The 26512-nt window shown below is 57.1% G+C and carries 21 protein-coding genes and 1 tRNA gene; 14 read left to right on the top strand and 8 right to left on the bottom strand.

The genetic code is table 11. The annotated features are described in order from the left end of the window. Positions 1 to 21: 21 nt before the first annotated feature. Together ACP0GE_RS04320 and aroB are read left to right on the top strand one after the other, a co-directional pair. Positions 22 to 609, top strand: coding sequence for a shikimate kinase (locus ACP0GE_RS04320; protein WP_424830769.1), 588 nt, complete (start codon positions 22 to 24; stop codon positions 607 to 609). Beyond that, the gene (gene aroB, locus ACP0GE_RS04315) at positions 610 to 1722 is read left to right on the top strand and encodes a 3-dehydroquinate synthase (protein ID WP_424830768.1); all 1113 of its coding nucleotides are present in this window, start codon (positions 610 to 612) and stop codon (positions 1720 to 1722) included. 7 nt (positions 1723 to 1729) lie between these two features. On the opposite strand, the gene ACP0GE_RS04310 is transcribed toward aroB, so the two are convergent. After that, entirely contained in the window at positions 1730 to 2800 is a 1071-nt protein-coding gene (locus ACP0GE_RS04310; RefSeq protein WP_424830767.1) for a site-2 protease family protein, read from the bottom strand. Between the two features lie 18 nt (positions 2801 to 2818). After that, positions 2819 to 3304, bottom strand: coding sequence for a single-stranded DNA-binding protein (gene ssb / locus ACP0GE_RS04305; protein WP_424830766.1), 486 nt, complete (start codon positions 3302 to 3304; stop codon positions 2819 to 2821). 205 nt (positions 3305 to 3509) lie between these two features. Here ssb and ACP0GE_RS04300 point away from each other — a divergent pair, with 205 nt between their 5' ends. Then, entirely contained in the window at positions 3510 to 4088 is a 579-nt protein-coding gene (locus ACP0GE_RS04300) for a lytic transglycosylase domain-containing protein (protein ID WP_424830765.1), read from the top strand. 11 nt (positions 4089 to 4099) lie between these two features. Here the strand turns inward: ACP0GE_RS04300 and ACP0GE_RS04295 are convergent, their stop codons facing one another. The 6 genes from ACP0GE_RS04295 to miaA all read right to left on the bottom strand — a co-directional run bounded on the left by ACP0GE_RS04295 (position 4100) and on the right by miaA (position 13177). Beyond that, entirely contained in the window at positions 4100 to 5209 is a 1110-nt protein-coding gene (locus ACP0GE_RS04295; RefSeq protein WP_424830764.1) for an MFS transporter, read from the bottom strand. A 201-nt stretch (positions 5210 to 5410) separates the two neighbouring features. Beyond that, complete coding sequence (locus tag ACP0GE_RS04290; RefSeq protein ID WP_424830763.1) at positions 5411 to 7498, bottom strand: dipeptide ABC transporter ATP-binding protein; 2088 nt, start codon at positions 7496 to 7498, stop codon at positions 5411 to 5413. Between the two features lie 128 nt (positions 7499 to 7626). After that, entirely contained in the window at positions 7627 to 9090 is a 1464-nt protein-coding gene (locus tag ACP0GE_RS04285) for an ABC transporter permease (RefSeq protein WP_424830762.1), read from the bottom strand. A gap of 13 nt (positions 9091 to 9103) precedes the next feature. After that, entirely contained in the window at positions 9104 to 10150 is a 1047-nt protein-coding gene (locus ACP0GE_RS04280; RefSeq protein WP_424830761.1) for an ABC transporter permease, read from the bottom strand. A 123-nt stretch (positions 10151 to 10273) separates the two neighbouring features. After that, complete coding sequence (locus ACP0GE_RS04275) at positions 10274 to 11944, bottom strand: ABC transporter substrate-binding protein (protein ID WP_424830760.1); 1671 nt, start codon at positions 11942 to 11944, stop codon at positions 10274 to 10276. Positions 11945 to 12283: 339 nt separating this feature from the next. Then, positions 12284 to 13177 (bottom strand): tRNA (adenosine(37)-N6)-dimethylallyltransferase MiaA, encoded by an 894-nt coding sequence (gene miaA / locus ACP0GE_RS04270; RefSeq protein ID WP_424830759.1) that lies wholly within the window; start codon positions 13175 to 13177, stop codon positions 12284 to 12286. A gap of 96 nt (positions 13178 to 13273) precedes the next feature. On the opposite strand from miaA, the gene pyrH reads away from it, so the two are divergent. The 11 genes from pyrH to ACP0GE_RS04215 all read left to right on the top strand — a co-directional run bounded on the left by pyrH (position 13274) and on the right by ACP0GE_RS04215 (position 26510). Then, positions 13274 to 14026, top strand: a complete 753-nt coding sequence (pyrH, locus tag ACP0GE_RS04265; RefSeq protein WP_424830758.1) for a UMP kinase — start codon at positions 13274 to 13276, stop codon at positions 14024 to 14026. A 231-nt stretch (positions 14027 to 14257) separates the two neighbouring features. Further along, on the top strand, positions 14258 to 15484 hold the full coding sequence (locus ACP0GE_RS04260) for an aminotransferase class V-fold PLP-dependent enzyme (RefSeq protein WP_424830757.1): 1227 nt from the start codon (positions 14258 to 14260) through the stop codon (positions 15482 to 15484). 48 nt (positions 15485 to 15532) lie between these two features. Then, positions 15533 to 16957: a cryptochrome/photolyase family protein gene (locus tag ACP0GE_RS04255; protein WP_424830756.1), complete on the top strand. Its 1425-nt coding sequence runs from the start codon at positions 15533 to 15535 to the stop codon at positions 16955 to 16957. Between the two features lie 69 nt (positions 16958 to 17026). Beyond that, the gene (locus ACP0GE_RS04250) at positions 17027 to 18247 is read left to right on the top strand and encodes a class I SAM-dependent methyltransferase (RefSeq protein WP_424830755.1); all 1221 of its coding nucleotides are present in this window, start codon (positions 17027 to 17029) and stop codon (positions 18245 to 18247) included. A gap of 3 nt (positions 18248 to 18250) precedes the next feature. Beyond that, positions 18251 to 18691, top strand: coding sequence for a TrgA family protein (locus tag ACP0GE_RS04245; RefSeq protein WP_424830754.1), 441 nt, complete (start codon positions 18251 to 18253; stop codon positions 18689 to 18691). Between the two features lie 31 nt (positions 18692 to 18722). After that, on the top strand, positions 18723 to 19838 hold the full coding sequence (locus tag ACP0GE_RS04240) for an NUDIX domain-containing protein (protein ID WP_424830753.1): 1116 nt from the start codon (positions 18723 to 18725) through the stop codon (positions 19836 to 19838). Positions 19839 to 19906: 68 nt separating this feature from the next. Then, on the top strand, positions 19907 to 20941 hold the full coding sequence (locus ACP0GE_RS04235) for a cysteine synthase A (RefSeq protein ID WP_424830752.1): 1035 nt from the start codon (positions 19907 to 19909) through the stop codon (positions 20939 to 20941). Continuing rightward, positions 20941 to 23367 carry a DUF3772 domain-containing protein gene (locus tag ACP0GE_RS04230; protein WP_424830751.1) on the top strand — a complete coding sequence of 809 codons (2427 nt, stop codon included), beginning with the start codon at positions 20941 to 20943 and terminating at the stop codon, positions 23365 to 23367. The genes ACP0GE_RS04235 and ACP0GE_RS04230 overlap by 1 nt, the downstream gene beginning before the upstream one ends. A 144-nt stretch (positions 23368 to 23511) precedes the next feature. Beyond that, positions 23512 to 23601 (top strand) — tRNA-Ser (locus ACP0GE_RS04225). An 876-nt stretch (positions 23602 to 24477) separates the two neighbouring features. Beyond that, positions 24478 to 26109, top strand: coding sequence for a hypothetical protein (locus ACP0GE_RS04220; protein WP_424830750.1), 1632 nt, complete (start codon positions 24478 to 24480; stop codon positions 26107 to 26109). Positions 26110 to 26186: 77 nt separating this feature from the next. After that, positions 26187 to 26510 carry a hypothetical protein gene (locus ACP0GE_RS04215; RefSeq protein ID WP_424830749.1) on the top strand — a complete coding sequence of 108 codons (324 nt, stop codon included), beginning with the start codon at positions 26187 to 26189 and terminating at the stop codon, positions 26508 to 26510. Positions 26511 to 26512 lie beyond the last annotated feature (2 nt).

Genomic DNA, 26512 nt, shown 5'->3' with positions numbered 1-26512 from the left:
GATCACGTCATTCACGATGAAATGAGCGAAATTAAGCATAATACCCCTCAGGCCGACGCAGCGCAGCGGTATGATCTGCACAAAACCGTCGTTCTGGTTGGCATGATGGGCGCAGGAAAAACCGCCGTGGGCCGCGCATTGGCCGCACGGCTGGGGGTTCCCTTTCTCGACAGCGATGCTGAGATCGAATCGGCCGCCAATATGACCATCCCCGAGATTTTTGCCCGCGATGGTGAGCCGTTCTTTCGTGACAAGGAAAGCCAGGTCATCCGGCGCCTTCTGGACGAGGAAAAGGGTATTCTGTCCACTGGCGGTGGCGCATTTCTGGCCGAAGCGAACCGCCACATGATCTCGGATCGGGGCGTGTCGATCTGGTTGCGCGCCGATCTTGACGTGCTGTGGAACCGGGTCCGGCACAAAGACACGCGCCCACTGCTGCGCACGGCAGACCCTCATGCGACTTTGCGTGCGCTGTATGAGGAACGCGTTCCGATTTATGAGCAGGCCGATCTGGTCGCGGACTCGGATGGTGAGACCGCGATTGAAGATATGGTGAACAGAGTGTTGGCAGCATTGGCCGCACGCCCGGACGTATTGGAACTGAAATAAATGCACCAGACGGTACATGTGGAATTGGGTGAACGATCCTATGATGTTGAGATCGGCCCGGACCTATTGGCACAATCCGGCGCGCGTATCGCGCCTTTGTTACCGCGCCCCAGGGTTGCCGTCCTGACGGACGAAACCGTCGCCGGGCTGCATTTGGGCGCACTGCGCGACGGTCTTGGCGCGGCTGGGGTTGAGATGACGTCGCTGGCTTTGCCTGCTGGTGAGGCAACCAAAAGCTGGCCTCATTTCGAACGCGCCGTTGAATGGTTGCTGGCGGAAAAGATCGAGCGTCGTGACGTGATCGTTGCCTTTGGTGGTGGCGTGATCGGCGATCTGGCGGGGTTTGCCGCCGCAGTTTTGCGCCGCGGTGTTCGGTTCGTCCAGATACCAACCTCTCTGCTGGCGCAAGTCGACAGTTCGGTGGGTGGCAAGACCGGAATCAACGCGCCGCAGGGCAAGAACCTGATCGGGGCCTTTCACCAGCCCTCGCTCGTGTTCGCCGATACTTCGGTTTTGGGCACCCTGACTGCCCGAGATTTTCTGGCCGGTTACGGCGAGGTCGTAAAATATGGCCTGCTGGGCGATGCAGAGTTCTTTGAGTGGCTGGAGGTCAATGGACCGGCTCTGTCCGCCGGGGATATGGCCACCCGCGTTCAGGCCGTGACCCGCTCGGTGCAGATGAAAGCAGAGATTGTGGCGCGGGACGAAACCGAACAGGGTGACCGCGCCCTGCTGAATCTGGGCCATACGTTCTGCCACGCGCTTGAGGCGGCGACGGGCTATTCGGATCGGCTGCTACATGGCGAAGGTGTCGCCATCGGGTGTGCGCTGGCGTTCGAGCTGTCTGCGCGTCTGGGCTTGTGTTCTCAGGAAGATCCCAGCCGCGTGCGCGCACATTTACGCGCCATGGGAATGAAAACCGATCTGGCCGACATTCCCGGCGATCTGCCAGGGGCCGAAGCACTGGTTGGTCTGATGGCGCAGGACAAAAAGGTGATCGACGGTCAGCTGCGGTTCATTTTGGCCCGGGGGATTGGGCAGGCCTTTGTCACATCAGATGTCCCGCGCGAGGCTGTTCTGTCGGTACTCCAAGACGCACTGGATGTGTGTTGAGCCCAGTTCAGCGCCCCTGAATCACCATCAGCTCGCCTATATTCTCACGGGTGATATAGCCGACCATATGCCCTGCATCGGAACAGACTGCGACGGCCGGTGCGCCTTTGTGCAATCCGTCGAGTACCGCGTTTAATCCACTGGTCAGCTTTACCTGCGGGATGTTGGTCTCCATAACCGATGTGGCCGGATCCGAACGGGGGTGCTCTTCGGCCAGTGCTGCAAACAAGTGATTTCGGGTGACAAAACCAAGCAACGTGCCGTCCTCATCGATCACCGGAAACTCATGTTGCGTTGTGTGGATGACGGCCTGTGCTGCAGTATTCAGCGTGTCTGAAGGGGACAAAGCGTGGAATTCTGTGATCATCGCGTCTCGGGCCAGAACCCGTCGTGCGACCGAACGCATGGCAACGTCCTGACTTTCGGCGTTTGCGGCAACAAAGACAAAAACAGCGATCAGCACCAGAATCGGATTTGCCGTGGTCAGGCCAAGAAAACCAAGCCCAACCGCCACAATCTGTCCGCCGATAGCAGCAATTCGAGTCGCTTTGACACGGTCCATTTTCAGGCAAAGCAAAGCACGGAACACCCGACCGCCATCCATTGGAAAGGCCGGGATCATGTTGAACACGGCCAGCAGCAGGTTCACATAGGCCAGCCTGTTCAAAAGGCCCGGTCCCGGCGTGTCGATCCGGGTCAGCGTTTCCCAAGGCACCCCGGCGCCGAATATCACAAGGATGACCCAGATCGCGATATTGACCGCAGGCCCGGCCAAGGCGACCCAAACCTCTTGCATCGGATGTTCCGGCATACGTTCCAGCCGCGCCAATCCACCGATGGGCAGCAGGGTGATGTCCGGTGTCTTGATCCCATAGCGACGCGCCATCAGCGCATGGCCAAATTCATGGGCCACAACGCATGCAAACAAGGCCAGAACAAACAGGATATTGTCGATGGCCGCTGGCCACCCGCCGCTTGAATAGGCGGCAAACCCGACCCAGGCCAGCAACAGAAAAAAGGTGACATGGACCCTCAGTTCCGAGCCGAGCAACCGGCCGAGTGAGAAGGACCATGCCATGATATGTCTCCGTTTTGGTTAGAACGGAATCTCGTCGTCGTCGATTCCGCCGGATGCCGGGGCAGGGGCGCTGGATTGGCCGCCATATGGGTCGCCATAACCGCCGCCGGCCTGTCCACCGCCATATCCGCCCGATTGGCCGCCGCCTTCGCCGCGCGCATCCAGCATCACCAGGGTCGAGCCAAAGCCCTGCAGCACGACCTCGGTCGAATAGCGATCCTGACCAGACTGGTCCTGCCATTTGCGGGTCTGCAACTGGCCTTCAACGTAGATTTTCGAGCCTTTGCGCAGATATTGCTCGGCCACGCGCACCAGACCTTCGTTGAAAATCGCAACCGAGTGCCACTCCGTCCGCTCGCGCCGTTCGCCGGTATTGCGGTCTTTCCAGGTCTCCGAGGTTGCAATACGCAGGTTGCAAACCTTGCCGCCGTTCTGAAAGGTCCGCACCTCGGGGTCGCGCCCCAGATTTCCGACCAGAATGACCTTGTTGACTGAACCCGCCATCTATTCCCTCGTTCTTTACTGTTCCGGGCGCCCGAATCTGACGCCATGTTCCGTTGCTGACCCTATACGGCCTAGGTCATGGTTAAAACACGGTTGATGATGCAACTGTGACCGGGAAATTGTTAGGCTGCGGTTAACCAAGCTTTCATTTCTATCCGCAATACCTATAATCCGTCGAGTTGTTGAGTGAGCGGGACAGGTATTCATGCGCATTCTGGTTGGTGGAATTGCTGCGGTTATTTTGGCTGCGACGTCCGGTGTGGTTTCGGCCGACACCTTGTCGTCGAAAAGCCGCAAAGCGATTTTCCTCAAGCAGGCCAAAGTGTTGGATGGGCGTGCCGCCAATCAGTACCGCGATTCCGAGCGTTTGAAACCCAAAACCGAACGCGGTGGATTTTCCAAGCGTTACACCGGAAGCTACAAGGGCCAGTATCTGGACCATGCGCGCAAGGCGGCGCGTCAGCACAATGTACCAGAGGAGTTGTTCCTGCGACTTGTGCAGCAGGAAAGCGGCTGGAACCCGCATGCGGAATCACACAAAGGAGCGTTAGGTTTGGCGCAACTGATGCCTCAGACCGCCCAATTGCTGGGCGTGAACCCGCGTGACCCGATCCAGAACCTGGAAGGCGGCGCGCGCTATCTGTCCTGGCAATACAAGAAGTTCAAGTCCTGGCGCCTGGCGCTGGCGGCCTACAACGCTGGCCCAGAGGCGGTGGAACGCCATGGCGGCATCCCGCCTTACAAGGAAACTCAGAACTACGTGAAGGTTATCTGGGGCGGTTGACGCAACGTACTTCAGGTCGAGCGCAGATCGTTCCGACGCCGAAATCGCGCTGTGAACAACAATACGCCCAACGCGCCAAGCATCGGCAGGCAAGCTGCCAGAATCGCCATCTGAAAACCGCTGAACTGTGCGATCATTCCGACGGAAGGTCCGGCAAACAGCGCCCCGATGAACAGGCTATTTACGTATAGCGCATTGGCTCGCGCCATCCGCCCGTTCGCAAAACTCTGAACATAGGTCAGGCTGACACCGGCAAATAACCCGTAATACGCGCCTTCCAAAGCCGCCCCGGCCACCATCGTTCCAACGTCCTTGACCTGAGCGAGAACCAGAAAAGCGACAAGTCCAAGCACACCGGATAGGATCAAACCGGCCACCGCGGAAAACCGGCGCAGCAAAAGAGGCGTGGTCAGGATGATAACGATCTCGGTCGCGGTCTTGATGGAAAAGGAAAGACCCGGAGCATACTCGGGCAACCCGGCCTCGCGTACGTAAAACAGGGGTAGGGCACTGCTGCACAACACATGTGCCGTGGAAAAGAACAGGCATGCCGTGACGGCCAGCCAAAGCAGGCGATCCGTGTCTCCGCCCGCGATCTGGGGCCTTTCTAAAACGTCTGACCGTGCTTCGCGGGGCATGGTGTGCCACCACAGCAAAGCCCAGATTGTGGCAGCGCACAGGGCCGTCGCAAACACCCGTTCTGCTCCCCATTGCCCGGCGATAAAAAAGGCGAGCGCTGGTCCCATCATCCAGCCCAGAGAGGTCATCGCACGGAGCCACGCATTGAACGGCGCAATCTCGAACTTGTAGCGCGCGGCGCTATAGCGTCCGAAACTGTACATCGTGGACAAAGAGCTGCTGCTGAGGCTGAACCCGAGCACGCAAACGCTGATTAAGGTCCAATAGGATGGCCAAATCAGGACGGATATCAGCGCTGTCACATAACCGGAAATGGACAACCCTACCAAAGGCGCAAACCGTTGCCCGCTGTCCAGTCGAGTCGCAAAGAACCGGTTAAATGATACTGTCAGCAGAATACCCAACGCGCTGTAGATACTGATCTGCCAGGGTGGGTGGCCCAGTTCCTGAACAATGTAGAAGGGAATGAATGGCGCCATCATGCTTGCGCAAAATGCTCCGGACAGGTGCAGAGCCAAAACAGCCCGCGCACGAGGGTCGCCAAGAAAAGCCATTAGATACCTATAATTGAACCAATGCCATCAATTGCGGATGGTTGGCGCCATATTATGCAATTGACGGCAATAGAAAAGGGCGCCGCGTGGATGTCGGCGCCCTTTTCAGGAAGTGCTGTCTGCTTGTGCCTATTCAGCCGCGATTTTGATAACAGGCTCCATCCGGGCCAGAATGTCCTCGGCCAGATGGCATTTCACCTGATGCCCCTCGGCCAGTGTTTTCACTGGTGGGACATGGGTTTCACACCGGCCATCGGGCACTTCCGACTTCCAACGGCATCGCGTCTGGAACGGACACCCCGGAGGCGGGTTCATGGCCGAAGGGATATCGCCCTCAAGAACGATATGCTGTTTCTCGATCGAAGTATCCGCAATCGGAACCGCGCTCAGCAGGGCTTCGGTATAGGGATGGTAGGGGGGCGCAAACACCTGATCGGTGGTCCCCAGTTCGACCACATGGCCCAGATACATCACCATGACCCGGTCGCTGAGATAGCGCACAATGGACAGGTCGTGGCTGATGAACAGCAGTGTGGTCTTGTGCTCGCGCTGGATCTCCATCAACAGATCGGTCACCGCCGCCTGCACCGACACATCCAGGGCCGAGACCGGCTCGTCGGCCACAACGATACGCGCATCGCCGGCAAACGCACGGGCGATACCCACCCGCTGTTTCTGCCCGCCGGACAGCTGGCGCGGCATTCGATCCGCAAAGGCGCGCGGCAGTTTCACCAGATCCAGCAATTCCAGCATCCGCTGCTTGCGCTCGGCCTCAGATTTGCCGACACCAAAGATTTCCAGCGCCCGGATGATCTGTCGGCCTACCGTCATCGACGGGTTCAGCGTGTCGAACGGGTTCTGGAACACCATCTGTACTTCACCCACCGTCTTGGCATCGCGTTCCTCAATGGGCACGTCTTCAATATTGCGGTTGTCCAGCAGGATCTGTCCGTCGGTCGCAGTCTCAAGTCCCATCAGAACCTTGGCAAAGGTCGACTTGCCGCAGCCGGACTCGCCCACGATGGCCAAAGTCTCGGATTCGTGGGCCTCAAAACTCAGGGTCTCATTGGCCTTCACAACCTTGGTCTCGCCGCCGCCGAACAGGGCATTCGCCGCAACCTCATAGTATTTCTTGAGGTTGTCCATCTTCAGAACGGTGCGGCCAATCTCGGCCTTCTCTTTCTGTTCACCAACGGTGATCGGCGCGTTCCAATCGATTTCCTGGAATTTCAGACAGCGCGTGTGGTGGCGATCATTGCCAGGCACGGCCTGCATCAGGATGTCCTGTGCATCACAGCGGCCTTCCTCGAAATAGTCGCAACGTGGACCAAAGTTACAACCCGGAGGCCGTTCATGCGGCAAAGGGAAATTGCCCGGAATGGCCACCAGCGGGCGCGAGTTCTTGTCGGCACCCGGAAGCGGGATCGAACGGAACAGCGCCTGCGTGTAGGGGTGCTGCATCTCGTCGAATACATCTTTGATCGAGCCACGTTCCACAGCTTCACCCGAATACATCACGCAAAGCCTGTCACAGGTTTCCAGAACCAGCCCCAGATTGTGCGAGATAAACAGCATCGAGGTACCGTATTTCTTGCCTAAATCCTTGACCAGCTCGACCACGGCGGCCTCAACGGTCACGTCCAAAGCGGTCGTCGGTTCATCCAGGATCAGCAACGCCGGCTTCGACATCAGCGCCATCGCGATCACGATGCGCTGCTGCTGACCGCCCGACAATTGGTGCGGGAACGAATTCAGCATCCGCTCGGGGTCCGGCAGGCGCACATCCGTAACCACCTCTAAGGCTCGCGCATATGCCTCTTCAGTTCCGACGCCTTCGTGGATCATCGGCACTTCCATCAACTGCTTGCCGATTTTCATGGCTGGGTTCAGCGACGCCATCGGTTCCTGATAGATCATCGCGATCTCGTTGCCGCGAATATCGCGCAGTTCCTCGGTCGTCATTTCCGCCAGGTCGCGGCCCTTGAACTTGATCGTGCCACCCACGATGCGTCCGTTCTTGCCGAGGTCTTGCATGACGCCCAACGCCACAGTGGACTTGCCGCAACCGGACTCGCCCACAAGACCCACAGCCTCACCGGGCTGCACACTGACCGAGAAATCCATAACGGCCGGGATTTCCCGCAGCCGGGTAAAGAAGGATATCGACAGCTTGTCGATCTCCAGAATTGGCCCGTCATATTCCGCCAGTTTGTTCATGTTGTTTACTCCTCGCGAGAGTCCGGGGGGTCCCCTTCATCTGGCTAAAAATATCCTGGGGGTTGCCATTGTTGCGCCATAGGTTCGAGAAACAATGGCGACGGGCAAAGCCCCGGGTCGCTTTCACATTAGTCCTTCAGACTTTCTTCGCGCAGACCATCCGCCAGCAGGTTCAGGCCAAGAACCAGCGACAGCAGCGCCAGAGCAGGCGGCAGGGCAGGGTGCAGGTAGACCGACAGAAGCTTGCGCCCCTCGTTGATCGTCGAACCCCAGTCCGGGCTTTCCGGCGGCAGACCCAACCCGAAGAAACCCAAAGTTCCCAGAAGGATGGTGGTATAGCCGATACGCAGACAGAAATCGACGATCAGTGGACCACGCGCGTTGGGCAGAATTTCCCATAGCATGATGTACCATGGACCCTCACCCCGTGTCTGGGCGGCCGCCACATAGTCTCGGGTTTTGATATCCAACGCCAGACCGCGCACAATGCGGAACACCGTGGGCGAGTTCACAAAGACCACCGAGACAAACACCACCAGAATACCGGCGGGAATGTCGAACAGATCCAGGTAAGTTGGCAGACCCCATATCCGATAGCTGTCGGTGTCGATGATGTAGCCACCAGTCGAGATCAGCGACAGATAGAACCAAAGCGCTACGCCCAATACCCCGATCAACAGCGGCGTGCGGAAACTCGGGCGCGTATAGAAGCGCGAGTTCAGCAGGACGCCAAGAAACAGTATCGGGAAGATAAACAGCACGGTGGCCATGTAGTTCGGTACACCGGTTGCAACGATCTCGGGCGTTACCAGCAGGTAGAACAGCAGGATCACAGGGAAGGCCAGGATCAGGTTGGCCAGAAACGAGATGAACGTATCCAGGCGACCACCATAATATCCCGCGGGCAAGCCCAGCGTGATGCCAACCATAAAGGCGAACAATGTGGCAAGCGGGGCAATTTGCACCACGATCCACGCGCCTTTGACCATCCTGCTAAAGACGTCTCGCGCCAGATTGTCACCACCCAGCAGGTACCAGGAATACGCGCCTTCCTCAGAAGACGGCAGAGGTGTGCCCGGAACCTTGTTCTTCATGCCCGAAATCTGATCCAGAGGATCATGGGTCACGATCAGGTCGAGCGCGCCGAAGATGCCGGTGAAGACCCAGAACATGACAAGGCCAAAACCGATCATACCGATTGGGCTATCGAACAGTTTGCCGTAAAGTCCCAGCTTGCGTTTGAACGCGATCGACATGGCATAGACAATGATCAGCGACAGCCATACCGGCAGAAACTGCTGCGAGATCGCGCCGATGATCCCGGCGCTGGTGCCCAATAGAATGCCAAGAACGATATAGGCGACCGAAATCGCGACACTGGCAAAGAAACTGTATCGCAGCGCGTTTTGGATAAAGGTCTGCACGCCGGACCCGGAACTCAGTGTTCCGTCCGGGTTTACGACCGAGGGTGTTTCGGGCAGCACGATGCTGGCCAGCATCCACACCATGATTGACAGAGCCATAGCGCCCAGAGCAATCAGCAGCAGCGGGTTCAGAAAGGCGATAGAGCCGGTCCAGGTAAGAGGTTCCATGATCTATCCCTCCTTACGAAATACGGATGCGCGGGTTGAGGTAGACATAGCCGATATCCGAGATCAGCTGCGTCACCAGCACCACAAAGACTGACACGACAGAAATCGCCAGCAGCAGCTGGATGTCGTTGTTGCCCGCCGCCTGTACCAGCGCCCAGCCGAAACCTTTGTAGTTGAACAGGGTCTCGACGATCACGACACCATTCAGCAACCATGGGAACTGCAGCATGATGACAGTGAAGGGCGCGATCAGCGCGTTCCGCAGCGCGTGTTTCATGACGATGTTCGGGAACGAGACACCCTTCAGGCGCGCGGTCCGGATGTACTGCGCCGTCATGACTTCGGTCATCGAAGCGCGGGTCATCCGGGCGATGTAACCCATCCCGTATAGGGCGATGGTCAGCACAGGCAGGAAGAAGTTCTCGAAGGTCGGGTTCTCCATGGCCTGCGTTGCTGTGCCTTTGAACCATTTCAACCCCACAGCGGAAGAGGTGAAGATGGCAATGAAGATAACGCCCGATACATATTCTGGTGTCGCCGTGGTGGTGATTGCAAAGGTCGACAATGTCCGGTCAGTGGCCGAGCCCTCTTTCATGCCTGCCAGGACACCCAGTATCAGCGCCGAGGGGACCATCAGCAGCATGACCCAAAGCATAAGACGCCCGGTCAGGTGCAGTCGGGTTCCGACTACGCTTGAAACCTCGTCCTTGAAGACCGTGGAATAGCCCCAGTACCCCTGAAGAATTCCGCAGAAATTCGGCGACTCTTCCGCCGTGGCACCCGGCAAAATGCATCTGCCCTGAACAGTTCCGTCCTCGTTGGTGTGGCGGTAAGACGGAAGAACCCCAAGCCATTCGCCATATTTAATGGGCGTCGGTTGCAGGTACCCGTTCTTTTCCAGATAGCTTTCGACCTGTTCATCCGACATCCGAAAGTTGCCCTGCGTTTTCGCAAGCTTTTCGAGGTTGGGGTAAAGGTTCGTGAGGAAGAAGACCAGAAAAGTCAGACATAGTGCCGTCACAAGCATAATGCCGACACGTCTTAGAATAAATAGTCCCATGTTAGCCCCTGTAGGTAGGCTAGCGTGAATGACTTATGAGTCCACGCGTCGCTGTTTTTATGGTTGCTGTCTTCAGGACGAAATGGCCGCGCCCGATAGGCGCGGCCAATGTGCATATTCAGCTCAGGAAAGAACGCCGAATTTATAGAGTTGCGGCAGATCCGCGATGTGTCTTTCAACGCCCACCAGATTGTCGCGGTGATGGCGCATGGCTGTCCGCCAATATGGCTGAATGACCACACCCTCTTCGATCATGATACGCTGCAGCTTGCCCATGACTTCCCGGCGCCGGTCAACATCAGAAATGGAGTTTGCCTCGGTCAGAAGCGTATCAAACTCCTCATTGGCAAAACCGGATTCGTTCCACGGAACGCCTGATTTGTAAGCCAGCGCAAGAATTTGCGTGCCAAGCGGCCGGTGGTTCCAGTTGGTCGATGAGTACGGGTACTTTGTCCAGTCGTTCCAGAATGTCGACCCCGGAAGTACGGTGTGCTTCGCCTGAATGCCAGCATCGTTCAGCTGAGCAACAACCGCGGCGGTTGTGTTCCGGCGCCAGTCATCATCAATTGACTGAACTTCGTGCACATAGTCACCCATGCCCGCTTCGTCCATCAAGGCCTTTGCGCCCGCCGGATCATACGGAATTCGAGCGACAGTCGGGTCATATTCCGGATGCATCGGTCCGACGTGGCTGTTGTCGGCGGTCAGGCCAAAGCCGGACATACCCAGTTCCAGACAGACGTCGTTGTCGACGGCCATTGCAAGCGCCTGACGTACGCGCTTGTCGCTGTAGATTTTGTTGCCGTCAGCGTCTTCTGCCAATTGGTTGGGGCGGATAACGATGGTGAAACCGGACGGAATCTCGGATCGGGTTAGTCCGAGGCTGTCGAAGATCTCAACGAACTCGCCAACCGATTCCCAGTTCATGTCGATCTCTTCCGCCTCATAGGCGGCCAGGAAGGCTGCGGGATCGGTGCCATAATCAATGAACTCGATCCGGTCCACATAGCCACCCTTACCGGCTTCATAGCCCCACCAGTCGAAGTCTTCGTTGCGGACCAGAACGGCCTTCACGCCAACTTCATGGCTTTCCGGCAGCATGAAACCCGTGCCAATCGGATTCGAGAGCATGTCATTTGGATCATGGCTGCTGTGTACAATTTGCGCAGGGTAGTCCGACATGCCTGGGATGATTGTGATGTCCGGTGTGCTGCACTTCAGCTTCACCGTATGATCGTCAACCACGGTGATTGCACCATCGGCGGCTTTCTGTGTGCTTTCGTCCACCAAAGAAGCCATGCGGGACGCCATCGAGTTGCCCTCGACCGCCATGTCGCACCAAAGCTCGATATTGCGTGCCACATCCTGAGCGGTAAAGTCGTCACCGTTGTTCCATTTCACACCCTTGCGAACATTAAGAGTGTATTCTGTTGCGTCGTCGTTTGCTTCCCAGCTTTCCAGCAACATCGGCTTGAACGAGCCATCGCTGTTGTACTCGACCAGAAACTCAAGCCAACCTGCGGTAAAGGTCGCAATCTGAGTCCAGTCAAAGGTGCGCGGGTCTTTCAGCGCGCGCACTTCCATCTGGTAGCGGATGGTGCCGCCACGCGGAGGCTCTTGCGCTGCTGCCGGAGCCGACAGTCCGATCATGCCATAGGCTGCGGGTGCGGCAACGCCCAGTGCGGTCGCACGTGCCATGAATTCACGACGGCTGAGCTTGCCTTCACGATATTCCTGAGCATGCATCTTGGCAGCCCAGTGAATACCGTCTCCTGTGGTGCTGTGATTGGTCATTGATGTCTCCCTGTGACACTAGTCTTCTGTTGGAAAAGTTTTGCTCTACTCACGCCGGTCAGTACCAGGAGGTAGGGCCTTGGGTGTTTGTTTTTGGATTCTGTGCATCCCCATGCCGACATTCGGCACCAGTTTTGGGTCGAGGTCAATGTAGGAATTCGACATATAAGGTCAAAAAACGACATTTGGTCGGAAAGTGCGAGGCGCGCGCTTTCCGGTTTTCAGGGCGGCCCAGATCGCAGTATCGTTTCAGAGATGCCGGCAATCACGGACCATCGGATGAGCCTTTATTCCGCTCATACACTCGGTTTCTTGGGGAAAACGGTATCCTGAACGGCGTCAACCCAAGGGGTCTACGTGAATCCAGCGCTTCATCCGGGCGCGAAACCATGTACGTTGCCGTTTTGCGAATTGCCGTGTCGCAATTGTTGCACGCTCGCGGGCATGTTCCAGGGTCATCTGACCGGACAGATAGGACATCAATTCTGGAACACCGATGGCTTTGCAGGCGGGCAGAGCAGGGTCATACCTGTCTTGCATCGCAGCAACCTCATCAAGCGCGCCAAGCGAGAGCATTTGGTCAAAGCGGCGGTTGATGCGCTCCTCCAGCCAGACTTTATCCACATCAAAGACGATTGGAGTGGTCCTCGAAAGGTCCAGAATCGGGGGCGGGGTATCGGCCTGCCAGTCCATCAGGGGGCGGCCTGTGGCCTTCTGTACTTCCCACGCGCGTTGAACGCGGGCGCGATTGTTCAGGTCCAGGGCCTGTCTGGTACGCGCGTCCAGCCCATCTATCAGGGTCTGCAAATTCAGTTGATCTGCCTCTTGCCGTACATTGGGCGGGGTGGGCGGAATATCGGCCATACCCTCGGTTAGCGCCGTAAAATACAGCCCGGTTCCGCCAACAATGATGGGGCGCGGACCGGCCGTCAGCAGGGGCGTGACGTCGCGCAGCCAGTGGCCGGTGGAATAGCTTTGGTCATAGGTGATATGGCCATACAGCTTGTGTTGCGCACGGGCTTCGTCTTCGGCGGATGGTCGGGCCGAGATAATCCGCCAACAGTCATAAACCTGACTGGCATCGGCGTTCACGATGATGCCCCCAAGGCGTTCTGCAATTTGCAAGGCAAGCTCGGATTTTCCCGACGCGGTCGGGCCCGCGATGAGGACGGGGGCGGTGTCCGGAATGTCGGGCAGGCGGTCCCAAAGCCGGTTCATACGGGCATCGGCCATATCGGTCGCTTTATTCCTTACCATCCGCATTGAACCTGCGGGACTTTTGCTTCATTTTGCGCCGCAAAATAACCCCGTGCCAGCCCGGAGCGCAATATGAGCCTTTCCCCAACACCCGAAGCCGCTGAAACCCCTAAAACCAAGTATAAACGGGTGATGTTGAAGATCTCAGGTGAGGCGCTGATGGGGGATCAGGGATTCGGCCTGCACCCGCCGACCGTTCAGCGCATCGCGCAAGAGGTCAAATCGGTCCACGATCTGGGGGTCGAAATCTGCATGGTCATCGGCGGCGGCAACATTTTCCGCGGCCTGAGCGGCTCGGCGCAGGGAATGGAGCGGACGACCGCCGACTATATGGGTATGCTGGCAACGGTCATGAACGCGTTGGGCATGCAATCGGCGCTGGAAGAGATTGGGGTCTTTACCCGCGTCATCTCGGCCATTCGTATGGATGAGGTCTGCGAACCCTATATCCGCCGTCGCGCCGTGCGCCACCTTGAGAAGAAGCGGGTTTGCATTTTTGCAGCCGGTACGGGCAACCCATACTTCACCACCGACACTGCCGCGACCCTGCGCGCCAATGAGATGGCGTGCGAGGCCATCTTCATGGGTAAGAACGGTGTGGATGGTGTTTATGACAAGGACCCGAAACAGCACCCTGACGCGGTCCGCTACAAAACCGTCAGCTATGACGACGTTCTGGCCAAGCGCCTGAAGGTCATGGACGCGTCGGCCATTGCCCTGGCGCGCGACAACAATCTGCCATTGATTGTTTTTGGTCTGGATGAACCCGGCGGTTTCCGCGGAATACTGGCGGGTGAGGGCACTTATACCAAAGTACAGGGCTGACGCTTGACTGTATGAGCGCGGGCTCGGGCCCCTGTGTTTCCATGACAGCGGAGTGTGCTTGACGAGCACGCGGCCTGTGGGCAATTTGTCGGCGTTCCCGCATCGTGTGTGGGGGCTGCGGACAGTTGACGGTGTCTGCTGGGCTGGAAGACCTGCCGTGATTTTCGTGTTGTCCGAAATCATGCGCGGGCAACGCATCGGAAAAGCAGCATGACAAAGGAGCAATGTGCCATGAGCACTCTTGATATCGATTTTGTACGGGCACAGTTTCCGGCCTTTTCCGAACCCAGTCTGAAGGAGCAGGCCTTCTTTGAAAACGCTGGTGGGTCTTACACCTGTAAACCGGTTATCGACCGACTGACCCGGTTCTACACACAGCGCAAGGTGCAACCTTACGGCCCCTATGAAGCCAGCCGATTGGGTGGGGCCGAAATGGACGAAGCCCGCGAGCGGATGGCCGCCTTGCTTGGGGTAGACAGTGATGAGCTGAGCTTTGGCCCGTCGACCACGCAGAATACCTACGTTCTGGCCCAAGCTTTTCGGCAGTGGATGAAACCGGGCGACGCGATTGTGGTGACCAATCAGGACCATGAGGCGAATTCCGGTCCATGGCGTCGTCTGGCAGATGACGGCGTTGAAATCCGCGAATGGCAGATTGATCCCGAAACCGGTAGCCTGAACCCGCAGGACCTTGAAGACCTATTGGACGAACGGGTGCGACTGGTCTGCTTTCCCCATTGTTCGAACGTGGTGGGAGAGATCAACCCGGTAACCCAGATCACCGCCATCGCCCACGCGGCAGGGGCTTTTGTCTGTGTCGACGGTGTATCTTATGCCGGGCACGGATTCCCCAATGTGGGCGATCTGGGTCCCGATATTTATCTCTTCTCTGCCTACAAAACCTATGGCCCGCATCAGGGATGCATGGTCATCCGCCGCGCCTTGGGTGAGATGCTGCCGAACCAGGCGCATTATTTCAATGGGGGCGATCTTTATCGGCGCTTTACGCCAGCCGGGCCGGATCATGCGCAGGTCGGTGCCAGCGCGGGGATGGCGGATTATGTCGATCTTTTGTGCGATCACCATGGCGGACCCAAGGAAGGTGCCGCCCAGCGTGGGGCGTTCGTGCATGACCTGATGCGTGGTCATGAGGTTGAGCTGCTTCAACCTCTTCTGGATGCAGTAAAGGATCGCAACGCGGTGCGCCTGATTGGACCGGCAGTTGCCCAAAAACGCGCGCCGACCGTTGCGCTGCAACTGAATGGCCCCGCCGAGCCGGTGGCCGCCCAACTGGCAGAGCATGGGATCATGGCCGGAGGCGGTGATTTCTATGCGGTCCGGCCCTTGCAAGCCATGGGTGTCGATCTTGAGCAGGGTGTATTGCGCCTCAGCTTTACGCATTACACGTCGCGTCAGGAAATCGATCAATTGTTAGAGGCGCTTGACCACGTTCTTTGATCCGGATCCCGCTTTGCCACGTAAGGCATGGAAAAAGGCGGGGCAAAAATGACGACCGATCAGTCTCCGGTCATTATGTGGTTCAGGCGCGATCTGCGGCTGTTGGATCACCCGGCGCTGGACGCCGCTGTACAATCAGGCCGTCCGGTGCTGCCGGTGTTCATTCTGGATGATCAGGCGCGGGCCCTTGGGGCCGCGCCAAAATGGCGATTGGGCTTGGGGTTAGACGCGCTGACGTCTTCTTTGAAGGCTTGCGGCAGCCGTCTGGTCCTGCGTCAAGGTCCGGCATTGGCGGTCTTGCGCGAGCTTATCGCGGAAACCGGAGCCAGCGCTGTCTATTGGTCCCGCGCTTACGACCCAGTGGCGATTGAAAGAGATACGCATGTCAAGGCAACCCTGACTGCGCAGGGCCTGCAAGCGAAGTCTTTCCCGGGCCATCTGTTGTTTGAGCCATGGGAAGTGACCACCAAGAACGGTCAGCCGTTTCGCGTTTTCACTCCGATGTGGCGCGCTGTTCAGCATCGGCACGTTGCTCCGCCCCTATCCAAACCTGAAAACCTGCGCCCCTTGAAAGCCTGGCCCCGGTCGGATTTGTCGCGCTCTTGGGCGTTGGGCAGCGGCATGCAGCGGGGTGAGGCCATCGTTCGCCCGTTTGTCAGGCCGGGAGAGGCTGCAGCGTTGGATCAGCTCGACCTGTTCCTGGGGCGGCTGGATACCTATTCCGATCGCAGGGACCTGTTGGCCGAGGACGGCACGTCCGACCTGTCCGAGTATCTATCTCTGGGCGAGATAAGCCCGCGTACGATCTGGCACCGGGTGCAGAATGCCAGCGCCTTGGGTGTGGGCGGGACCTTGGCTTATCTGCGGCAACTCGTCTGGCGGGAGTTTGCCTATCACCTTATGTATAACTGGCCTCATATTCTGACCGATAATTGGCGGCAGGACTGGGACAGCTTTCCCTGGCAATCCGCCCCTGACAGGCCAGAAGTCACCGCATGGCGACAGGCCCGCACAGGCGTGCCGCTGGTCGATGCCGGAATGCGCGAACTGTATGTGACCGGGCGTATGCATAACCGCGCGCGGATGATTGTTGCCAGCTACCTGACCAAGCACCTGATGGCACATTGGCGGATCGGGATGGACTGGTTCGCCGAATGTTTGGTCGATTGGGATCCGGCCTCGAATGCGATGGGGTGGCAATGGGTGGCCGGGTCCGGCCCCGACGCCGCGCCTTTTTTTCGGATATTCAACCCGGAAACGCAGCGCAAACGCTTTGATCCTCACTCCGACTACCTTAACCGTTGGATCGCTGAAGGGCAGCAAAACCCACCGGACACCGCGTTGGCCTATTTCAATGCGATCCCGCGATCCTGGGGAATGGATCCAAGCGATCCGTATCCCGACGCAGTTGTCGATTTGCAGGCTGGCCGCGAACGTGCCCTGCGCCTTTATGAAACCATGAAAAACCAGTAAGGAACTGAAAACTTGCCAGAAACAAAATCCCGTCATAGCCTGACGAAGGAGCCGCAGAGGGGAGAGCGGATGGTTCTGACGACCACGGAGGGGCAGGAAAACCTGCCGAGGTATTTCGCACAAGTTTTCAAAATGCTGACCCGAATGGACGCGGGGCAATTGGATATTGCTTTGCCGGATGGTCGCGTTTTTAGGATCGAAACCGGCGCTCCGGGGCCGGTTGCGCGTGTGGATGTTCACGATCCCGAAGTTTTTGCCAGACTTGTGCGCGAAGGTGAGCTGGGGTTTTCGGACGCCTATCTTGAGGGGGAGTGGAGCACGCCGGACCTGCGCACGTTCATGGATCTGGTTCATCGCGGCACGGATGCGGTTTATGACGATTTTGCTGGCCGGTTTCTGGTCCGCGCCTATGAGAGGCTTCGGTTCTGGCTACATCGCAACAGCCGGTCGCAGGCAAAAAAGAACATCTCTTACCATTATGACCTTGGTAACGAGTTCTATGGGCTGTGGCTGGATGACACCATGACCTATTCCAGCGCGATATTCGATACCGGTCAGGAAAGTCTGGAGAACGCGCAAACAGCGAAATACGCCAGTCTGGTCGACGAAATGGGGGCCAAGCCGGGTGACCATATTCTGGAAATTGGCTGTGGCTGGGGTGGATTTGCGGAATACGCGGCCAAGGAACGTGGCTTGCGTGTTACAGGGCTGACCATCAGTAAAGAACAGTTGAAGTACGCAAAGGAACGTATTGAAAAAGCTGGATTATCCGAGAGTGTGAATTTTAAGTTGCAAGACTATCGCGACGAACAGGGCCAATATGACGGCATTGCTTCGATCGAGATGTTCGAAGCGGTTGGGCAGAAATACTGGCCGACATATTTCGACACCGTGCGGGACCGTCTGAAACCGGGGGCGAACGCTACGCTCCAGATCATCACCGTTGCGGACCGCCGCTGGGACGTTTACAAGAACGGCGTTGATTTCATTCAGAAATATATCTTTCCGGGCGGTATGCTCCCGGCGCCAACGGTGCTGAAAGAACATATCGCTCAGGCCGGTTTGAACGTTGTACGGTCGAAGGAATTCGGCAAAAGTTACGACCTAACGCTCAGCCGCTGGTATGAGACCTTCAACGACAAGTGGGACCAAATCGCCGAGTTGGGCTTTGATGAGCGTTTTCGCCGCATGTGGAATTATTATTTGACCGCCTGCGGCGCAGCCTTTGACACGGGCAATTGCGATGTGACACAGATCACAATAGCAAAACCGAGTTCAATACGGATCTGACGCATGCCCACCGCCACACGACTTGTCGCCGCCGTTTGTCTTTTAGTGGTTGGCTTTCTCGTGTCCGGTATGGTCATTGACAATGGTGAGCCTGAAAAGAACTACGGGTATTTCACCTTGGTGAATATGTTTCTTGGGGCCGCCTGCGGCTGGGCCATTATGGGGACGCGCGCGGGCCGGGGCTGGATGGCGGCCATCAACAACGGGCTGACCGGGATCGTGGCATTGGTGTTCTGGGGCCTGTTTGTTCAGGGCACGTACGAGATGTTTCGTCAGGCAATGCGCCACCGTTTTGATGGCCCGTTCGAGGCGTTGATAGCCATCTTCAAACTTGGCGTTGAATTCAGCTATCAGTTGCTGGTGCCTGAGATATTGTGGACTCTGGCCATTGGTGCTCTGGTTGCCGGGCTGTTGACAGAAGAAGCATCGCGCCGCTGGAGATAATTTCACGCTCCCTCATACGAAAGTCATAGCTTTGCCAGATTTGTTTTTCTACGGAACGTTGCGCCATGTTCCATTGTTGGAACGTGTGCTTGGGCGTAGCGCCGATACGGTATCATTGTCCGAAGCCATTCTGCCAGACCATTCCGTTTTTGCGGTTCAGGATCAGATTTTTCCAATGATCCGGCCAGAGCCCGGCGGCATGGCCGAGGGTATTTTCGTACCGGGTATTTCAGCAGTCGAATTGGATCGTCTGGCCTATTACGAAGGCGGCTTCGACTATGGGTTGCTCGATCGGGCTGTCAGATTGTCGAACGGTACGACCGCGCAGGCACAGGTTTTCTTTCCGGAAACCGGAAAATGGCAAGCTGATGGGCCTTGGTCTCTGACCGATTGGGTCGATCGGTGGGGTGACATCAATGCTTTGGCCGCTGAAGAGGAAATGGCCTATTTTGGTCGCATTGATCCACACACCATGACCCGCAGCACGCGTGCAATTCAGACCCGCGCCTGGGCAAAGCTATTGGCGCGGCAACGCCAAACCGATGATCCGCGGGATATCAGCAGGGATGTGGTGGTCCACCGCCACACGCGGGCCTACGTCAATTATTTCGGACTGGAAGAAATTGACCTCCAGCATCGGCGAAATGACGGAACGATGGGGCCGGTTCTTAACCGTGGAAGCCTTATGCAAGGTGCCGCCATTGTCGTTCTGCCCTACGATCCCGTGCGGGATACGGTTCTGATTGTCGAGCAGTTCAGACCTCCGGTCTTTCTGATTGATGATCCTGAACCCTGGATGTGGGAGGCCATCGCCGGGATGGTCGACCCGGGCGAAGCCCCTGAACAGGCTGTTCATCGCGAAGTGATGGAAGAGGCCGGCGTCACCCTGAGCGCGCTGGAACATGTTGGTGGGGCCTATAGCTCCGGCGGGTCTTCCACGGGTTACGTCTATCTCTATGTTGGTCTGGGCGACCTGACCGAGACCACCTCGGCTGGCGGTTTGGAGAGCGAAGGCGAAGATATCCGCAGCCAAATCCTGCCCTTTGACGAATTTATGGATTTGGTGGATCGCCATGTTTTCAAGGATTTACCCATGCTGACGCTGGCATATTGGTTGGATCGGCACCGTGATCGCCTGCGGGGCTGACTATCCCGCTTGTGGTCGCGCAATCGCGGCTGTAAATCTTCCATGATACCAAACGACAAGAGGGCGCCATGCGCATTGCACGAGACCTGGCCGACGCAGTTGGCAAAACACCCCTGATCCGACTGCGCCGCATCAGCGAAGAAACCGGGTGCGAGATCCTCGGTAAGGCCGAGTTCATGAACCCCGGCCAGTCCGTCAAAGACCGCGCGGCCCTTTACATCATCAATGACGCCATCGCGCGTGGTGAGTTGAAGCCCGGCGGAACGATTGTCGAAGGGACGGCAGGTAACACCGGCATCGGATTGGCACTTGTTGGCGCTTCGATGGGTTTCAAGACAGTGATCGTGATCCCTGAAACCCAGTCGGAAGAAAAGAAAGACATGTTGCGGCTGGCGGGCGCGCAATTGGTACAGGTTCCTGCCGCGCCTTATCGCAACCCCAACAACTTCGTCCATTATTCGCGCCGTTTGGCCGAGCAATTGGCGCAGACCGAGCCCAACGGGGCAATCTGGGCGAACCAGTTCGACAATGTGGCCAACCGTCAGGCGCATGTGGAAACCACCGGCCCCGAGATTTGGGAACAGACCGGCGGCAAGGTCGATGGGTTCGTCAGCGCAGTTGGCTCGGGCGGTACGTTGGCTGGTGTGGCTGATGCGTTGCAGCCCAAAGGCGTCAAGATCGCGCTGGTCGATCCGATGGGGGCGGGGCTCTATTCCTATTACACTACCGGCGAAATCGCGATGGAAGGCAGTTCCATCGCCGAAGGTATCGGCCAGGTAAGGATTACCAGGAACCTTGAAGGTTTCACCCCCGATTTCTCGTATCAGATGACCGACAATGAAGCCCTGCCTTACATTTTCGACCTGCTGCGCGAAGAGGGGCTGGTCATGGGCGGCTCGACCGCGATCAACATGGCGGGCGCGGTGCGGCTGGCCAAGGATCTTGGGCCGGGGCACACAATCGTGACGATCCTGTGTGACTACGGCACCCGTTACCAATCCAAGTTGTTCAACCCTGAATTTCTGCGGGAGAAAGAGTTGCCGGTCCCCGATTGGATGACCGAGGCTCCCCGCAGCATACCTGGCGTGTTCGAGGACGTGTGATGCTGCAACAGGTCCGCCTGTTTCTAGTCCTGCTGGCATTTTCCCTGTTCGGGCTAGGCGGTGTCGCATCCGCGCAGCTGACTGACCGGCAGAGCGAGTATTATCAGGGTTGGATCAGCACAGCGGACCGCGCCGAAGATGTGATCGAAGCCAACAGGGCTTCGAACGCCTCTTTGGAGAATTTGCGTTCAGAAATAAATACTTATCGCGCTGACTTCAACAAGGCGCGTGGCGCGAACACAGAACGCATTCAGACCCTGGAAAACCAGATTAAGGCGCTCGGTCCAAAGCCCGAGGATGGCAGCAGTGAGCCCGAAGATATTTCGAGGTTACGCGAGCATCTGGAAAACCAGCTCAATAGTCTGCGGGTGCCTCGGATCATCTCGGAGGAGGCTTATACCCGCGCGAACGGTCTGATCAGCGAAATTGATCAGATTATCCGCGAGCGTCAGACGAAAGAACTTCTGGAACGCGGGCCGTCCCCGCTCAACCCTGTTTACTGGGGTCCGGCGTGGCTGGACATCACCGAAGCCGCGCGCAGTCTGTTTAATGAGGTGACCCGGAATCTGCGCACGGATGTCGTGCACGAGCAGATGCGGGGTCGAAGCCTTCAAATCATACTCCTGATGATTGCGGGCGCAGTGTTGCTGCTTTATGGCCGCAGATGGTCAGAACAGGCAGGGGAATACCTGCGACAGCTCGGCGCGCGCGGCAGCGGTGTCTGGACCTTTGTCGTCTCGCTGTTTCGCATCATTCTGCCCTGGATCGGGGTTTATGCTTTGGTACAGGCGGTTGTTTTGACAGGCGTCTTGGGTCTGCGCGGGACGTTGCTGTTTCAGAACATCCCATACTGGGCCGCAATAGTTCTCTATTTCGACTGGATTGGCCGCCAGATTTATCTGATTGGCGCCTCTCAGAACTTCGAGCGGTTTTCGGCGAAACGAATTACCGAGCTGCGCGTCTATATCGACCTGCTGGCCGTTATGCTGATCCTGCACGAAATGGCGGTTCTGTTTGAGCAGATCGAGAACATCTCGGACGCGACCCGCGCGGTTGTGAGCTTTCCGGTTGTTCTTGTCACCGCCTTGCTTTTGTTGCGTGTGCGTCAGATACGGCAGGCACCGGCGGACGCTGAGAGTTCTCCAGCGCGACTTGCGGGTTTCACTCAGCTGGTCGAATTCATCCGACGCGCTTTGTTCCTTTTGGGGATTGTCACGCCATTTCTGGCAGCATTTGGCTACATCAATGCTGCCGAAGCGGTTGTATTCCCGGCGGTCAAAACGCTTGTCCTGATAGCGGCTCTGGTCATTCTACAGCGGTTTTTCAGTCTGGTTTATGGCTGGATCACGGGGCAGGGCGAGTCCGCCAAGGATTCGCTGTTTTCGGTCCTTGTGGGCTTTGTGCTGGCTATAGGCTCGCTGCCCATCCTTGCAATCTATTGGGGCGCGCGTGAAACGGACCTGATGGAAGCCTGGTCGCGACTTTTGCTGGGCTTCGATATCGGTGGCGTCAGGATATCCCCCAGCAATTTCCTGACTTTTGTTGCCGTCTTTGCCATTGGATACACGTTGACGCGGTTGTTGCAGGGCGGGCTGCGCAATTCTTTGCTGCCCAAAACCAGCATTGATCCCGGTGGCCAGAACGCAATCGTCGCCGGTACCGGGTATGTGGGGATTTTCCTGGCGGCGCTGGCTGCAATCATCGTCGCCGGTTTCGACCTGTCCTCGCTGGCCATTGTTGCGGGCGCGCTGTCCGTTGGTATCGGGTTTGGGCTTCAGACCATCGTTTCGAATTTTGTTTCGGGCATCATCCTGCTTGTCGAACGCCCGATTTCGAAAGGGGATTGGATCGATGTAAACGGGATGATGGGCTATGTCCGCGATATCTCGGTGCGGTCCACACGGATTGAGACCTTTGACCGGACCGATGTCATCGTACCGAACTCGGACCTGATCAGCGGTGTGGTCACGAACTATACACGTGGTAATACGATCGGTCGTGTGATCGTGCCCGTTGGCGTGGCCTATGGAACCGATACGCGGGTGGTCGAGACCATATTGGGAGAAATCGCAAACGCGCATCCCATGGTTCTGGCCAATCCCGCGCCCAGCGTCGTGTTTCAAGGGTTTGGGGCCGACTCGCTGGACTTTGAAATCCGGGCCATTCTGCGCGACGTGAACTGGGTGCTGAGCGTGAAATCCGACATGAACCACGAGATTAACCGGCGGTTCGTGGAAGAAGGCATCGAGATTCCATTTGCTCAACGGGATGTCTGGTTACGCAATGCCGAAGTGTTGAAGGAAGCGGGCGAGGTTATTTCGCCCAAGGCACCCTCCAAGCCCGAAGCGGCAAATCAAGGTAAATCGCCCAAGCCAATTGATCTGACCGAAGGGGATCTGGATTCAGGTGATGGCGACGAGCTTTGACCTTGCCGTTGAGGAGAAACGATCCCCCTGTCCTGCGCTTTGGTAGTGGTTTTATGCAGCCTGAATAGTGGATTTGATTTTCGCTGATCCCGTTACATTCGGGCCTTGCAAATCCATCGTCAATGGTCCAAACATCGCCGGCACGGAGAGGTGGCCGAGTGGTCGAAGGCGCACGCCTGGAAAGTGTGTAGGCGGGAAACCGTCTCCAGGGTTCGAATCCCTGTCTCTCCGCCATTTTCCTTAGTTTCGGAATGAGGGGCTCAACAGAGCCTTCGTCCCATCAAAGATCCTGATGATAACGTTGTGCAAGTCGGCTGATCGATGGATGTCGATGCCACCGCTGTTTGTGACCCAATAGCCGTCGATTGTGAACAATGATTTTGTAATGGGCGACATTGTTGCGAATATCGATTTGGCTTTGAATATCTAGGCATTGCCAGAGGTTTCGCCCAAATCTCAGCGCATAGTCGATAGGGCAGACCGTTTCACATGCCAACGCCTTATAGGGCACAGTGCGATCCGCGTGTCGCCACGTCAGAACCAAAAGTCAGTCAGCGGGTGTGATGGGGCGGCGAAAGGTGGCCGAATGCACCCCTGGCTTACTTGTGTTCGGTGGGCCAAGTTTTTATAATTATAAGTTGATATTTGTGAGTTTTTTCGGCGCATAAAACTGTCTTCGGTTCAGCCGTGTTGCAACGGCAATGTGCATAGATTTGGTGACCAGTTCGGGGGGAATTCATGACAAAGGCTAGCGGCGCTAAAACGCTACCTGAAGTTGCCAAAAAATCCGGCGACGAGTCGTCGGAAGTCAGTGATCTTTTGCAGTCTTCTGACTGGCAGGAGATGCTTGAAAACGCTCGGAGACAGCGAAGCAAAAACATAGCTGCGCGTGAAGAGAAAAGCGTTGAAAACTCCGCGCGCGAACCCGGTATCCAAAAGGAACATCAATCAACCACAGGACGGCGTGTTTCGGCACCTAAAAAGTGGCAGGACCGAGTTGAGGAGGCGCGGAAGCAAAGAGAAGCGGTTCTCGCGCGCCGGGCGAAAGAGGCGGAAAGTTCCTCATCTGATACGGCTGATTCCCCTGAAAACGATAAACGTAGAAAACGGATGACCGATCCCGGAACCGTTCTTGCTGGGTTTCAGAAGCCGAAAGTCAAAGCGGCCGAAACGGATCAGAAAAGCGGCGCGATACCCAAGGCCGACCTAAACCCGACCGTGGTAAAAAAAGACAAGGACCATAAGAGCGTTGCCGCCAAATCTGGTGTCCTTGTGTTGGATAAGAAAAGTTCGGTCTCTGACCCAAAGCAAGTTAGTGATGCGTCCCCCCGAAAGTTACGTAGAAAGCTTCTTCGCAGTTGGGGGCGGCAGCAGGAGGTGTCTGGCGTCAGGTATGGCTCTCTGGCATTGGGCTGTGCCGTTGGCGCAATAGCGACGGCCACAGCATATTTTGCCGTGACTGAATGGGACGCGTTGGATCGTCTTGAAAAACTTGATCTGGGCGGCATGCTGACCGGGCTCACCCAATCGGTTTCATCCCCGAGCGGCGCGGCCGTCCAACCGCTGCAGTCGGAATCCGATATACCGTCTGTTGCGGAAAACGGGGCGCTTTTCGCGCCTGATCCTTCTGACGTAGCCCAGGAACCAGCCGGGCCCGAGCCAGGCCCGGTGGCAACAGGAGATGCGAATGGTTTCGCTTCGTTGAAACCGTCGGCGTCAAACTCATCTGAAAACACCGCTATCTTCAAAACTGGATTGCAACGTTCCGCGCCAAACATCGTGCCTGTTACGCTGACGCTCGATCCGCCTTCGGCACCGGTTGACAGCCTCATCCTCGAGCTTCGGCCTGAGGCAGATGCCACCCCTGTCGTCTACAGAATTGTGCCCACATCGCCCAGTGCCACTGATCTTGCCGCTGACTCCCCAATTCAGCTTGATTTTGGTGATCTTCTTGAAGCTACGCGCATTCCGGCGGCTCCACCCAGTATAAGCCTTCAACCCGCTGCGCTTCGGGATCACGAAAGGTGGGAGCAGCAGTCTTTGGGCGAGGCGCCAAAGGTACCGGGCTCGGAAGAGGTTCTTATCCTCCGCGGAGTCCCAGGCTCCGCGCAAAAGGCGCTGCCTCCGGTTGTGGATCAACCGGAACGGCCTTTCGCCATCGACACCATCACAAATGTTCTGAGAACCGCTTCGTCTGACCCGGCAGTGCAAATTCAGGATCTGGCGTTGGGCTCGGACGTGGCGGAGCCACGCTTTTTGAGACCAGAGCCAAGGGTTCAGGTTCCACAGGATAGCTTGGACTTGCCCGAGGCCAGTGTTGAACCGCCGGTGGCGGTCGCCCGTGGTGATGGCGCGGAGTTCAGACTGTTTGCACCAAGAGGCGTGTCGGAGGGCGTCGTAGACTCGATCGTGTCGACACTTCGCGCAACAGGGCACAGAGCCGCTGATATAGATCGTGTCGGTTTTGGGATCAGTCAATCCAACGTTCGATTTTACCATCGGCAAGATGCCGAGAAGGCAAGGGCGCTTGCCGAGGCATCCGGAGCTGTGCTGCGAGACTTTACCGGGTCAGGCATCGCGGCACCGCTGGGTGTGATCGAGCTGTGGTTGGCCGGAGAAAGCTCTGGCCGGGTGGCTGCCGCATCGCCGAGCAGGTCAAGCAACCGTAGTGTGCCGGTTAACACACAGGTCGAACAACTGAGAAGTCAGGTTCTGAACAAACTCAAAACTGCGAACCAATAAGGCTCTTGTAGTCATTGAAGGCAAAAGGATGATCAGGCTGTGAAAGGGTTGGCGTTTGAATACGAGGATTTTGTAAGATGACCGATAGGAAGCTCATTGGCATAGTAACGGCCTTACTTTTTTTGACGTCTCCGCAAGGTGCGCGGGCCGAAGTCACGCTTGAACACCTGCTCGCTATCGACCGGTTATTGTCCGACAATGACATGCAGGCCCTTTATTCGTATCTGCAGCGCAACCCGGAACTTCTAACGGGCGACGATGAATTGTCGAATGAGCTGCGCAGCTTTCACAGTTCGGCCTCATCCGGGGACCTGGATTTCAACTACGCTTCTGATCCACCGCCCCCTTCGGAAGACATACCGGTAGAAAGCACTGCGCTCGCCAATTCGTTGCAGCACTGAAA

This window comes from Ruegeria sp., assembly GCF_965243365.1.
Taxonomy (GTDB): domain Bacteria; phylum Pseudomonadota; class Alphaproteobacteria; order Rhodobacterales; family Rhodobacteraceae; genus Ruegeria.
The sequence above is the reverse complement of the archived record's forward strand: the minus strand, read 5'-3'. Positions and strand labels throughout refer to the sequence as shown.

Excerpts from the sequence above, each read along its gene's own strand:
- ACP0GE_RS04230 (WP_424830751.1), top strand. The coding sequence starts at position 20,941 with ATGCTGCAACAGGTCCGCCTGTTTCTAGTCCTGCTGGCATTTTCCCTG.
- ssb (WP_424830766.1), bottom strand. The coding sequence starts at position 3,304 with ATGGCGGGTTCAGTCAACAAGGTCATTCTGGTCGGAAATCTGGGGCGC.
- ACP0GE_RS04320 (WP_424830769.1), top strand. The coding sequence starts at position 22 with ATGAGCGAAATTAAGCATAATACCCCTCAGGCCGACGCAGCGCAGCGG.
- ACP0GE_RS04215 (WP_424830749.1), top strand. The coding sequence starts at position 26,187 with ATGACCGATAGGAAGCTCATTGGCATAGTAACGGCCTTACTTTTTTTG.
- ACP0GE_RS04255 (WP_424830756.1), top strand. The coding sequence starts at position 15,533 with ATGACGACCGATCAGTCTCCGGTCATTATGTGGTTCAGGCGCGATCTG.
- ACP0GE_RS04275 (WP_424830760.1), bottom strand. The coding sequence starts at position 11,944 with ATGACCAATCACAGCACCACAGGAGACGGTATTCACTGGGCTGCCAAG.
- ACP0GE_RS04220 (WP_424830750.1), top strand. The coding sequence starts at position 24,478 with ATGACCGATCCCGGAACCGTTCTTGCTGGGTTTCAGAAGCCGAAAGTC.
- ACP0GE_RS04250 (WP_424830755.1), top strand. The coding sequence starts at position 17,027 with ATGGTTCTGACGACCACGGAGGGGCAGGAAAACCTGCCGAGGTATTTC.
- miaA (WP_424830759.1), bottom strand. The coding sequence starts at position 13,177 with ATGGCCGATGCCCGTATGAACCGGCTTTGGGACCGCCTGCCCGACATT.
- ACP0GE_RS04290 (WP_424830763.1), bottom strand. The coding sequence starts at position 7,498 with ATGAACAAACTGGCGGAATATGACGGGCCAATTCTGGAGATCGACAAG.
- ACP0GE_RS04310 (WP_424830767.1), bottom strand. The coding sequence starts at position 2,800 with ATGGCATGGTCCTTCTCACTCGGCCGGTTGCTCGGCTCGGAACTGAGG.
- ACP0GE_RS04280 (WP_424830761.1), bottom strand. The coding sequence starts at position 10,150 with ATGGGACTATTTATTCTAAGACGTGTCGGCATTATGCTTGTGACGGCA.
- pyrH (WP_424830758.1), top strand. The coding sequence starts at position 13,274 with ATGAGCCTTTCCCCAACACCCGAAGCCGCTGAAACCCCTAAAACCAAG.
- ACP0GE_RS04260 (WP_424830757.1), top strand. The coding sequence starts at position 14,258 with ATGAGCACTCTTGATATCGATTTTGTACGGGCACAGTTTCCGGCCTTT.
- ACP0GE_RS04235 (WP_424830752.1), top strand. The coding sequence starts at position 19,907 with ATGCGCATTGCACGAGACCTGGCCGACGCAGTTGGCAAAACACCCCTG.
- ACP0GE_RS04285 (WP_424830762.1), bottom strand. The coding sequence starts at position 9,090 with ATGGAACCTCTTACCTGGACCGGCTCTATCGCCTTTCTGAACCCGCTG.
- aroB (WP_424830768.1), top strand. The coding sequence starts at position 610 with ATGCACCAGACGGTACATGTGGAATTGGGTGAACGATCCTATGATGTT.
- ACP0GE_RS04245 (WP_424830754.1), top strand. The coding sequence starts at position 18,251 with ATGCCCACCGCCACACGACTTGTCGCCGCCGTTTGTCTTTTAGTGGTT.
- ACP0GE_RS04300 (WP_424830765.1), top strand. The coding sequence starts at position 3,510 with ATGCGCATTCTGGTTGGTGGAATTGCTGCGGTTATTTTGGCTGCGACG.
- ACP0GE_RS04295 (WP_424830764.1), bottom strand. The coding sequence starts at position 5,209 with ATGATGGCGCCATTCATTCCCTTCTACATTGTTCAGGAACTGGGCCAC.